The organism is Aeromonas sp. FDAARGOS 1410 (assembly GCF_019048745.1).
In the GTDB taxonomy this organism is placed as follows: Bacteria; Pseudomonadota; Gammaproteobacteria; order Enterobacterales; family Aeromonadaceae; genus Aeromonas; species Aeromonas jandaei.
The window spans coordinates 960,547-972,432 of the sequence record NZ_CP077401.1 but is presented as its reverse complement, the minus strand read 5'-3'; the positions used below and the strand labels follow the sequence as shown (position 1 = coordinate 972,432).

The window sequence follows — 11,886 nt, the reverse complement described above, 5'->3', positions numbered from 1 at the left end:
AGACCACCTCCACTTCAGGAATAAAAAGACCCGCTCTCGTTGTTACGGGCGGGTCATGTCAGACATCAGGCATCCGGCTGGCCAAGCATGGCCTTGAGCTGCTCTTCGAGGCTGGGCTCGGGAGCCTTGAGCGTATCAAGGAACAGCCGCTCTATCCCCGCCTTGTCCTGAGTTTTCACGATAAACACCAGTCGGGACTGGGCCTTGCCCTCCGGCCACTCACCCAGTGCCTGCAGCGGATAGAGCTGGCCGTGGACGCCGTGGATCACCACCGGCTGGCTCTCTCCTTCCAGCTGCAAGATCCCCTTGAGGCGCAGCAGGGCATCGCCGTATTGGGCCTGCACCGCATCGATGGCGGCCAGCAGACGAGAGGGCTTGAGCGGCTCGCCGATGCGCAAAGAGAAACTTTCGATGTTGCCGTGCTCGAAGTGGGTGGGCGCCGCTGTGCCCACCTTGGCGGCGAACGGCTGCATCTTTGGTTGTATCGGTGACGCCAGCCCCTGCCTGGGGGATTCGGTACGCAGCCAGGCCAGCAGCTGGCGTACATCACGCCCAGCCGCTTCGTTGTAGGCACCGAGCTTCTCCAGCACCTTGGGCGAAAGCTCGCCATTGGTCACCAGCTGGAGCGGCGCCGCCGGATTGAGGGCCGCCAGTTGGGCTTCGACCCGAGCCAGCTGCTCGCCATCCACCAGATCGCCCTTGCTCACCACCAGCAGATCCGCCAGCGCCACCTGTTTCACCGCCTCATACTGGGCCGCCAACTGCTGCTCGATATGACCGGCATCCACCACGGTGACGGTGCCATCGAAGCGGTAGCGCTGGGCGATAAAGCCCTCTTCCCTCAACGTGAACAGCACGGGGGCCGGATCGGCGAGGCCAGTGGTCTCGATAATCAGCCGCTTGAACGGTTTGATCTTGCGCTGGATGGCCTTCATAAACAGCCCCTGCAGCGCCTCCACCAGAGAGCCCTGCACCGAGCAGCAGATGCAGCCGGAGTCGAGCAGCATCACCTGCTCATCTACCTGCTGCACCAGATGGTGATCCAGCCCCACCGAGCCGAACTCGTTGATCAGCACCGCGCACTCGCCGAGTTCCGGCTGCTTGACCCAGTGGTTGAGCAAGGTGGTCTTGCCGCTGCCGAGAAAGCCGGTCAGCAGGGTCACTGGGATACGGGTATCTTGCATATCGGTCATGTCGAGTCCTTACCGGTTGGCAAACAGGTCGCTGAGCCAGCGGTTTTCAAAGCGGCCGTGGGGGTCGAGTTCACGCTGCAAGGCCACGAAGTCGTTCCAGCGCGGCAGCAGGGCCGGAAAGTCGTAAAGATCCATCGCCAGATGCTTGCCGAAGTGGGGAATGCCGCCGAGCGGCACCAGCAGTTGCTGCAGCTCGCGCATCTGCTCCATGGAGCCGTTGACGAAGGTGCCGTCCGCCGCCAGATAGACCAGGAAACCGATCCAGCAGACCGGCTGGCCGTAAGCGGCACTGAGCCACGCCTCGGAAGAGCCGGTGCAGCGCAGGATAAAGGGGTAGTGCAACACGCCGGGATTGGCCTGCTGCCACGCTTGCAGGGTCTCCAGCGCCTCGTTCATGCGATGCAGCGGCACCGCCACTTCACAGTTGATCTGGGGCGCCGGGATCCCCTTGCAGAGGATCTGATAGACGTTGCCCACCAGATCGGAGGCATCCTTGAAGCGGCGCACCGTCTCGAAGTGCTCACCGGCCAGCGCCTCATCCTTGGTATCTTTCGCCATCTTCTGCAGGGTGGCATCTATGGTGGCGTTCATGCGGGCGTCGATATCGCCATCCAGCAGCAGCGGCTCGCTGCCACCGGCGCGGTAGCGGGCCACCTCGTCATCGGAGGCGGGATCCACCAGCCAGATGTGGCTCTCGCCGGTCCAGGCAAACCACCAGCTCTTCACGAAGCCGTGCTCGCGGTTGAGCCGCTCGTTGTGCTCCAGGAGGAAGGGGTAATCGGTGGTGAACTTGGTGCAGCGCATGATGCGATTCGGGACTGTGCGCAGGGTGACGTCTAGCAGGATGCCGAGCATCCCCATCCCCATCACGAAGGCGCCGAAACGCGGGTCGGTGCGATCAACCCGGATGATCTCGCCATTGGCCAGCATCACCGTCATCGCCTCTACTGCATCGCACAGGGCAGACTGGTGCAGTCCCTGACCGTGGGTGCCGGTGCTGAGCGCGCCGCCCAGGGTCTGGATACCGATAACCCCGGGGGAAGCAGGCAGCATCCGCTCCATAGCGATCAGCTCGGCATAAACGATATCGAGCGGCGTCCCCGCCTGATAGGTCACGGTATCGGCGGTTTTCGCCAGCTGACCGCGCAGGTGGTGCAAGTCCACCAGCAGCGCCCGACTGCCCTCGGCATAGACGCTGTGAATGGGCTCAAAAGAGAGGCCGGAACCGATAAGGCGCAGCTTGCGCTCGGGGTGTTCCCGCAGCAGCGCCTGCAGCTCGTCGCGGGTTTTCGGGCGCCACACCTGATCCAGCGCCCCGAGGGGATTGGTTCTCGACCAGTTGAACAGCACCTCCCGATTACCAATCGCCTTGATGCTGTGAAATGCCTGGAACTGAACCGTCATACCGCGCCTCATCTCTTGCTGACGTCAAAATGAGCGACGATTCTACCGAAAAGCGGGCGCCAAGGCATGGAAAACAAGACCCTGCCAATCTGGTGGAATTGGCATCCATCACGCTATCACCACATTGTCAGAATCATTTGGTACTGGTCGGCGAGTCTCTCAGACCGTACCCGGGATATCGCCCGCCAGCGCGGTGGCCGACTCTTCCTGCTCCTTTGGCAACAGCTCGTCACAGAACTGGCGCAGCGGCATGGGACGGGCAAACAGGAAGCCCTGCAGATAATCGACCCCCTTGCTTCTGAGGTAGTCAGCCTGCCTGCTGGTTTCTACCCCCTCAGCAACCAGCGCCAACCCGAGGCGAGTCGCCAGATCGATCACGTTGTCCACGATATGCTCCGAGAGCGACTCGGTGCCGATACGGGCGATAAAGGACTGGTCGATCTTGAGGTAGTCGACATGGAACTGCTGCAGATAGATCAGGCTGGAGTGGCCAGTCCCGAAATCGTCGATTGCCAGCTTGACCCCCATCTCGTCCAGCTGACGGAACAGGGAGAGGGTCTTGGGATCCGCCACCAGCAGCTCACGCTCGGTCAGCTCCAGCACCAGTACCACCTTGCCGGGGGCAAAGTGATCGAGGAACAGCCGGCACTCCTGCAGCAGGGCAAAGTCGTGACAGTGAGCGGCGCTGATATTGAAACTGATATGAAAACCATCGGGCAAAGAGCGTTGCACCCAGCTCAGCTGAGCCGCCACATTGCGCATCATCTGGCTGGTCATGGGGACGATCAGCCCCGACTCCTCCGCCTGTGGAATAAAGAGATCGGGGCGGATCACCCCTTCGGTGGCATGGTTCCAGCGCATCAGCACCTCGGCCCCCATCATCCGCCGGGTATCGCTGGCCACCAGAGGCTGCAGATAGGGGACAAACTCTTTCGCCCGCAGTGCCCGACGCAACTCATCTGTCGGAGAGCCAGGTCGCCCCAACACCCACCACACCAGCAGGGAGAGCAACAGGGATGCGCCAACCAGCGACAACAGCGCCGTCTGGCGAGCTTCCCACAGCGAACGCCAGTAGAGTGGCATGGTATAGCCGGCATAGATGGTGAAGGGGTAACGCTGGGAGGAGAGTTCAAGGCTGGTGCTGTGGTGCAGTCTGGGCAGACGTTCGAGATAGCGACCCGATTCGCTGAGCCAGGCCGAACCGACTTGCAGGAACAGCTCGCTCGGCTTGCCACTCAGGGAGAGCATGAAGCTGAGCTGGGTACTGTCGATGGCACTCAGGGCCGCATCAGAACCCTGTTCGAGACGCACCACCAGCAGCGGGTGATTCTTGCGTACCCGGTTGCCGCTCATCAGCAGCAGTTTGCGCCCGGTGTAGATAGTGCTGTCATCTGCATCATTGGCCTCGCCAAACAGGGAGGTACAGTTGATCACCCCGTCGCGCACCAGATTGACCGAACGCAGAAACGGTTCGAGCGCAACCGTCTTTCTCAGGATCAGCAGGTTCTTGGCACAGGGAGCATTGACCAATGGCAACACCTCCCGGTTGGCCTCCTCGGCCCTGTCCAGCATCTCCTCCAGCAGCAGCCTCGCCTTGTGCGCCGAATCGCGAGAGTCAGATTTCAAATCCTGAACATAGGTACTGTGAATGATCCAGCTGCCCACCAGCAGCGGCAGGGAAAATACCAACAAGGCACTGCCAACACGCAGCCTGGTTCGGGAGAGATCGATCCGGAATAGAAACATAGAGAGCCACGCCACAGTTGGTCAGAGCCGCCCGCAGGCAGACATCCACATCATACCGACCAACGCAGGGATCTCCCGACTGGTCATAACCAAACAACATAACGCAAAGCACTTATAAAACGAACAGCGAAAAATGTGGTTGGATCACAGCCCGCAGCAATAAGCCTCGAAAGAGGCTCAATAATAGAAAGCCGCAAAATAGAAATGCCGCGTATTACGCGGCATTTCTCGTTACAGCTGTGCAGTGAGGCGTTAGACCGCCTGCTGCAGGATCACCGCATCGGCCTTCTTGGTGTAGGAGGCGATCTCGTTGAAGTTGAGATAGCGGTAGGTATCTGCCGCCGTGGCATCGAGCGCCTTGGCGTATTGCAGATACTCTGCCACGGTCGGGATCTTGCCGAGAATGGCGGCAACCGCTGCCAGCTCCGCAGAGGCCAGATAGACGTTGGCACCTTTACCCAGACGGTTCGGGAAGTTACGGGTGGAGGTGGAGACCACCGAGGCCCCTTCCGCTACCCGCGCCTGGTTGCCCATGCAGAGGGAACAACCCGGGATCTCGATGCGGGCACCGACGCGACCAAAGATGCCGTAGTAGCCCTCTTCGGTCAGCTGATCCTTGTCCATCTTGGTGGGCGGCGCGATCCACATGCGGGTCGGCAGCTCGCCCTGATACTTCTCGAGCAGTTTGCCGGCGGCGCGGAAGTGGCCGATGTTGGTCATGCAGGAACCGATGAACACCTCGTCGATCTTGTCGCCAGCCACGTCGCTCAGCAGACGGGCATCGTCCGGATCGTTCGGCGCACACAGGATTGGCTCCTTGATGGTGGCCAGATCGATCTCGATGATTTCGGCGTACTCGGCATCCTTGTCCGCTTCCATCAGGGTCGGGTTGGCCAGCCACTCTTCCATCCCCTTGATGCGGCGGGTGATGGTGCGCGGGTCACCGTAGCCTTCGGAGAGCATCCATTTCAGCATCACGATGTTGGACTTCAGATACTCGATGATCGGCTCTTTATCCAGCTTGATAGTGCAACCGGCAGCGGAGCGCTCGGCACTGGCATCAGCCAGTTCGAACGCCTGCTCTACCTTCAGGGTCGGCAGACCTTCGATCTCGAGGATACGGCCGGAGAAGATGTTCTTCTTGCCCGCTTTCTCGACGGTCAGCAGCCCTTTCTGAATGGCGGCGTAGGGGATGGCATGGACCAGATCACGCAAGGTGATGCCAGATTGCAGCTCGCCCTTGAAGCGCACCAGCACAGATTCCGGCATGTCCAGCGGCATCACGCCGGTGGCGGCAGCGAAAGCCACCAGACCGGAGCCCGCCGGGAAGGAGATGCCGATGGGGAAACGGGTGTGGGAGTCACCACCGGTACCCACGGTATCCGGCAGCAGCATGCGGTTCAGCCAGGAGTGGATGACGCCGTCACCCGGACGCAAGCTCACACCGCCGCGGTTCATGATGAAGTCCGGCAGGGTGTGGTGGGTCTGTACGTCGATGGGCTTCGGATAGGCGGCAGTGTGGCAGAAGGACTGCATGGTCAGATCGGCGGAGAAGCCGAGGCAGGCCAGATCTTTGAGCTCGTCGCGGGTCATCGGGCCCGTGGTGTCCTGGGAGCCGACCGTGGTCATCTTGGGTTCGCAGTAGGTGCCGGGGCGAATGCCCTTCACGCCACACGCCTTGCCCACCATCTTCTGGGCCAGGGTGAAGCCTTTGCCGGTATCGGCCACCGGCTGCGGGCGACGGAATACGGTGGAGAACGGCAGACCCAGCGCCTCGCGGGCCTTGTCAGTCAGGCCGCGACCGATGATCAGCGGGATACGGCCACCGGCGCGTACTTCGTCGATCAGTACGTCGGTTTTCAGTTCAAACTGTGCCAGCACCTGGTCGGTGCCGTGCTTGCAGATCTTGCCGGTAAACGGGTAGATGTCGATCACATCGCCCATCGCAAGCCCGGAGACGTCCACCTCGATGGGCAGGGCGCCGGCATCTTCCATGGTGTTGAAGAAGATCGGGGCAATCTTGCCACCCAGCACCACGCCACCGGCGCGCTTGTTCGGCACGAACGGAATGTCGTCGCCCATAAACCAGAGCACCGAGTTGGTGGCAGATTTACGGGAAGAGCCGGTACCAACCACGTCACCCACGTAAGCCAGCGGGAAACCCTTCTCTTTCAGGGCATCGATGGTCTTGATCGGGCCAATGGCGCCATCCTTGTCGGGGGTGATGCCGGGACGGGCGTTTTTCAGCATCGCCAGCGCGTGCAACGGAATATCGGGGCGGGACCAGGCGTCCGGCGCAGGAGAGAGGTCGTCAGTGTTGGTTTCGCCGGTCACCTTGAACACGGTGACGGTGATCTTCTCGGCCAGCTCCGGGCGTGAGAGGAACCACTCGGCATCGGCCCATGACTGCATCACCTGCTTGGCGTGGGCATTGCCCGCCTTGGCCTTCTCCTCCACGTCGTGGAAGGAGTCGAACATCAGCAGGGTGTGGGAGAGACCCTTGGCAGCAAGAGGAGCCAGGGTCGCATCATCCAGCAGGTCGATCAGCGGCTGAATGTTGTAACCACCCTGCATGGTGCCTAGCAGTTCAACGGCTTCGGCGGCAGTCAGGATGGGAGAGTGGGCTTCGCCCTTGGCGACGGCGGTGAGGAAACCGGCTTTGACATAGGCCGCTTCATCAACACCGGGGGGAATTCGGGAGGACAACAGCTCTTTCAGAAAGTCTTGTTCGCCGGCGGGCGGGTTCTTGAGCAGCTCGACCAGGGCGGCGACCTGTTCTGCGTCCAGAGGTTTGGCAACCACGCCCTCGGCAGCACGTTCTGCGACGTGTTTACGGTATGTTTCAAGCACGACTAATTCCTCTTTGGTCTTTTTTTGGGGTTCGCCCACGCTCGCGGCGATCGTCCTTGCGGGACACCCCGTAGGGTGCTCCCCACTATATAAGTTTTAACGACCAATTAAAATCCAAACCCTGTTAACCAATTCAACACAAAACCGTAACCAATTAAACAGGCTGGCATTTTTTGAAAATTAAATGCCAGCCCGGATGCAGAGTTAACAAATACGCATCATTTATCCATTATTGGAACGTAGTGCCCAATTGCAGATAGAAGACGCCATTCCCCTCCTCCGCCATGCCGTAGCCGAGGAACACCGGGCCAAGGAAGCTCTCGACCCCCACATAGACGGAGCCGGCGGTGAAGGAGCTGTCAAAGCTGATATCTTCACCCTTGTCCCACACCCCGCCCTGCTCGAGGGAGCCGCCCAGATAGAGCGGCATCTTGAGGGCACCGAAGTCGTTGTCTGCTACCCGGTAGATGTAGCGCAACCCGCCAAACAGGCTGTAGCGACCGCTCAGCTGATAACGCTGGAAGCCGGAAAGACGGAACAGCCCCCCCAAATCCTGGATATAGAGCGGCAGCGCCTCCTGACTGCTGGAACCACCGCCCTCAAACATCAGGTTGAGGCTGTGACGCCCCCATGACCAGGGCTTGATCATGGAAAAGTTGTAGTTCCACCCCTCGTCGCGGCTGCTCTGATCCTGCTCTCCGCCGGAGAGATTGACGTGGGAATAACCCAGCTTCATATCCCACTTCTCGCCCGAGTAGGGGAAATAGAGGCTATCCAGGGTATCGTGCTCAAAACGGATGAAGGGCCCCCATGCGGTGGCATCCACACTGGTATTCTTGAAGTTTTTCAGATCGATATTGCCCACCCTTCCCTCCAGCCCCGTGTAGATGCGGCTCCATGGCTGGCTGTTCCAGCCAACGGCCAGATCGGAACTGAAGAAGGAGTAGTCGCTGTCGAGGTAGTTGAATGTATCCGGCTCGGAGCTGAAGATACGGCGCTGGGTCTTGTCATAGGCCAGACTTGCCTCGCCAAAGAAGGTCTGGGAGGGCTCCAGCGGGGTATAGAAGTCGGTCTTGATATGTTTGGCCGTACCAAGCGACGCTTCGGTCAGCCACTCCCCGCCCCAGTTGTTAACGTTGGTGAGGGTGTAGGACATGCCGACGTTGTAGTTAGAGGTGTTCTCGAAATCGTCGGAAAAGCCGAACTGGAAGTTGAGGTAACCCGGCCCCCAGTTCTTCTCGCTGGCATCGACCACCAGTACGTTCTCACCATCGCGCTCATCCACCTCGTAGGTGATGCGGTCAAAGGACTCCAGCGCATAGAGGCGGCGAATGCCCGCCTCCAGACTCTCGTTGGTCTGGATCTTGTCCGGTCGCACATCCAGCATGGCGCGCACCGTCTCGTCGGAGAGGCGCGACTTGTTGATGATCTCCACCTTGTCGATGTAGTAGGCGGGCAGGCCGCTGCGTTCGGCACGGCGACTCAGCTTGCGGTTGCGGTACTCGTTGTAGCGCTCCTTGCTCAGGGAGAGCTTGTCGAGTTCCAGCGACACCTTCTCGGCCGCCGCCTCGCCTATCTTGATCCCCTCCGGCATCCGGGCGAAATCAGCGATCCCCATGTCGCCAAACTCGGGAGTGAGCAGGATATCCTTGGGCCCCAGCAGCGCCTTCTGCTTGTCGGTGCCGACCTGGGTCATGTAGGTAGTGAGCTGGTCGATCATGGCAAGGCCGGACTTGAGGGACTCGCGGGTGCGCAACTTGGCACTGATATCCACCGCGATCACCACATCGGCTCCCATCGCCTTGGCCACGTCCACTGGCATGTTGTTGACCGCACCGCCATCGGCCAGAATCCGGCCATCCCACTCCACCGGCTTGAGCGCCCCCGGAATAGACATGGAAGCCTGCATCGCCTTGGCCAGACTGCCGTGATCGAGCACGTAAGGGGTGACCGTCTCCATATCGGTTGCCATGGCACGATAAGGAATCGGCAGATCATCGAAGCTCTTCAGCGCCGGCAGGTTGGAGGTGGCAGTCCGCAGCAAGCTGGCCATGGATTGGCCCTGAAAGAAACCATCCGGCAGCTGAATGGTGTCGCCATTGACGCCGATATCGGTGCGCAGCTGATACTTCTCGGTCTGCTGCTTCTTGCGCAGGGAGAGCTCATCACGGCCCACCTTGTCCTGATAACCCTTGTTCCAGTCGATGGCCAGCGTCGTGCGCTCCACCTCCTCGGCGCTGAGCCCCATGGCGTACATGCCCGCCACATAGGAGCCCATGCTGGTGCCCACTATGATGTCGACCGGGATGCGCTTCTGCTCCAGTACCTTGAGGATACCGATATGGGCCGAGCCCTTGGCGCCACCACCACTGAGCACCAGTGCCACCTTGGGGCGGCCACCATCAGCGGCCTGCACCAGCAGCGGCATGGCCGCCAGCATAATCAAAAGCAGTCGGGTCCATCCCGCACGAACGCTGCGCATCATATTTTCCATCTTGTTCAGGAAGCCGGTCACCAGAGATGGCCTCTACTATAAGGGGCCGGAGCACAAGCGCAACCGGCATTCCGGCCAATTCAGCCTCTCCCGGATCTATTCGTCCGCCAGCCCCTTGTGAGCGCAAACGCAATCCATAAATAAAGGGCCGAAAGGCTCATGGGTGCCCCCTCTCTGCCGCTAATATGAGAGTCGTCAATCTCTACCTTTCGGGCACTTATATGCTGGCAACCCTGACCCTCAAACAGAAAATTCTGGCCACCGTCACCCTGGCCGTCGTTATCTCCTGCCTGCTGGTGGGCTACTTCAGTCAGCGCGCAGCTCAGCAACTGATAGAAAAGCGCATGTTCGAGCAGGAGCTGCCCAACCTGACCCAGCGCATCAGCAAGGAGATCGAGCAGGATCTCAACGGTATCGCCCGTGCGGCACAGCAGCTGGCCACCGACCGCTTTATTCTCGACTGGGTGGATCGGGGCATGCCCAAGGAGCAGGAACCACTGCTCATCAACCAGCTCAAGGATGTGGCCAACCAGTACGGGCTGGTCACCGCCTCCTTTGCCGATCGCCAGACCGCGGCCTACTACAACCAGGATGGCTTTCTGCGCAACCTCACTCCGGCTCAGGATGCCTGGTTCTATGACTACACCAAGAGCCAGAAGGAGATGACTCTCAGCATCTTCCGCGAGAGCACCGGCGAGATGAAGCTGTTCGTCAACTTCCAGCAGCTCAATGGTCGCGGACTGGCCGGCTTTGCCAAATCTCTCGACTCCATGGTTGCCATGGTGTCCAACTTCCGGCTGGAAGATAGCGGCATCGTCTTTATGGTCGATGGCAGCGGCAAGGTGAAATTGCACCCCGATGCCAGCCGGATAGAGCGTGACAACCTGAGCCAGCTGGCAGGCAGCGACAGTGGCAACCTGCTGGCCAAGCGCCCCTTTGCCGTGATCAGCGCCGAAGTGAATGGCGAGCCCATGGTGCTGGCCAGCAGCTATATCCCGCTGCTCGACTGGTATCTGGTCGTCCAGGTACCAGAAGCAGAGATCTACGCCGAGCTGGATCAGAACCGCAACCAGATCCTGATGATCTCGCTGGTCATCGCACTCGCCATGGGGGCCATGGGTATGCTGCTGGCGGGCTCTGTCAGCCGCCCGCTCAACGAACTGGCACGTCTGTTCAAGGAGCTGGGCAGCGGTGATGGCGATCTGACCCAGCGCCTCAAAGTGGAGGGCCGTGACGAGCTGAGCCAGGTTGCGACTGGCTTCAACAACTTCGTCGCCAAGATCCACGGCTCCATCGAGCAGGTGGCAAGCAACTCCCGCCAGCTGGCCACAACGGCCAACGAGGTGGCTAGCAAGGCCCAGCTGACCCAGCACAACTGTACCGCCCAGCGTGACCGTACCGTACAGGTGGCTACCGCCATCCACGAGATGGGGGCCACCGTGGGCGAGATTGCCGGCAACGCCTCACTGGCGGCGGATGTCGCCAAGCAGGCCAATGATCAGGCGGATGCCGGTGCCCACGTCGTGGCACAGGCCCGCCACGGCATCGTCGGCCTCTCCGGGGAGATCGAGCAGGTCGCCGGTGTGATTGAGTCGCTGGCCAGCCAGACCGACTCCATCGGCAGCATCCTCGAGACCATCCGCAGTATCTCGGAGCAGACCAACCTGCTGGCGCTCAACGCCGCCATCGAAGCGGCTCGCGCTGGCGAACAGGGCCGCGGCTTCGCCGTGGTGGCCGACGAGGTGCGCAACCTCGCCAACCGCTCCGCCGCCTCTACCGCCGAGATCCAGGAGATGATCAACCGGCTGCAGGATCAGAGCGCCCGCGCCGTCAGTGCCATGGCCCAGGGCCGCAACCAGAGTCTGGAAGTGGTGGCACAGGCCGATGAAGCCAACGCCGCGCTCGGCCATATCACCGCCCACATCACCCAGATCAACGACATGAACATCCAGGTCGCCACCGCGACCGAGGAGCAGTCGAGCGTGGTCGGCGAGATCAACCGCAACGTGGAAGATATCAACCAGCTCACCATGGAGACGGCCGATATCGCCCACCAGCTCACCGAATCGAGCCGCAGCCTGCAGCAGCTCTCTGCCCAGCTGGATAAACTGGTTGGCAACTTCCGGCTATAAACAGGGCCATCAGGCACGATAAAAAGGGCGCTGCGGCGCCCTTTCTCATCTGCGCGCCATGTCGTGA

Annotated in this window: 6 protein-coding genes; 1 reads left to right on the top strand and 5 read right to left on the bottom strand. The window is 60.7% G+C overall.

The window, feature by feature from the left end; all coding sequences use genetic code 11:
• Positions 1-65 precede the first annotated feature (65 nt).
• The 5 genes from I6L40_RS04630 to I6L40_RS04610 all read right to left on the bottom strand — a co-directional run bounded on the left by I6L40_RS04630 (position 66) and on the right by I6L40_RS04610 (position 9,675).
• Positions 66-1,193, bottom strand: coding sequence for a GTP-binding protein (locus I6L40_RS04630; RefSeq protein ID WP_216995049.1), 1,128 nt, complete (start codon positions 1,191-1,193; stop codon positions 66-68).
• 9 nt (positions 1,194-1,202) lie between these two features.
• A complete protein-coding gene (locus I6L40_RS04625) occupies positions 1,203-2,597 on the bottom strand; it encodes a D-arabinono-1,4-lactone oxidase (protein WP_216995048.1) in 1,395 nt (464 codons plus the stop codon).
• Positions 2,598-2,756: 159 nt separating this feature from the next.
• Positions 2,757-4,343 carry an EAL domain-containing protein gene (locus I6L40_RS04620; protein WP_208737264.1) on the bottom strand — a complete coding sequence of 529 codons (1,587 nt, stop codon included), beginning with the start codon at positions 4,341-4,343 and terminating at the stop codon, positions 2,757-2,759.
• Between the two features lie 252 nt (positions 4,344-4,595).
• Positions 4,596-7,193 carry a bifunctional aconitate hydratase 2/2-methylisocitrate dehydratase gene (acnB, locus tag I6L40_RS04615; RefSeq protein WP_216995047.1) on the bottom strand — a complete coding sequence of 866 codons (2,598 nt, stop codon included), beginning with the start codon at positions 7,191-7,193 and terminating at the stop codon, positions 4,596-4,598.
• Positions 7,194-7,422: 229 nt separating this feature from the next.
• Entirely contained in the window at positions 7,423-9,675 is a 2,253-nt protein-coding gene (locus I6L40_RS04610) for a patatin-like phospholipase family protein (RefSeq protein ID WP_071913449.1), read from the bottom strand.
• 233 nt (positions 9,676-9,908) lie between these two features.
• On the opposite strand from I6L40_RS04610, the gene I6L40_RS04605 reads away from it, so the two are divergent.
• The gene (locus tag I6L40_RS04605) at positions 9,909-11,819 is read left to right on the top strand and encodes a methyl-accepting chemotaxis protein (protein WP_071913423.1); all 1,911 of its coding nucleotides are present in this window, start codon (positions 9,909-9,911) and stop codon (positions 11,817-11,819) included.
• Positions 11,820-11,886 lie beyond the last annotated feature (67 nt).

Excerpts from the sequence above, each read along its gene's own strand:
- I6L40_RS04605 (WP_071913423.1), top strand. The coding sequence starts at position 9,909 with ATGCTGGCAACCCTGACCCTCAAACAGAAAATTCTGGCCACCGTCACC.
- I6L40_RS04625 (WP_216995048.1), bottom strand. The coding sequence starts at position 2,597 with ATGACGGTTCAGTTCCAGGCATTTCACAGCATCAAGGCGATTGGTAAT.
- I6L40_RS04630 (WP_216995049.1), bottom strand. The coding sequence starts at position 1,193 with ATGACCGATATGCAAGATACCCGTATCCCAGTGACCCTGCTGACCGGC.
- I6L40_RS04610 (WP_071913449.1), bottom strand. The coding sequence starts at position 9,675 with ATGCGCAGCGTTCGTGCGGGATGGACCCGACTGCTTTTGATTATGCTG.
- I6L40_RS04620 (WP_208737264.1), bottom strand. The coding sequence starts at position 4,343 with ATGTTTCTATTCCGGATCGATCTCTCCCGAACCAGGCTGCGTGTTGGC.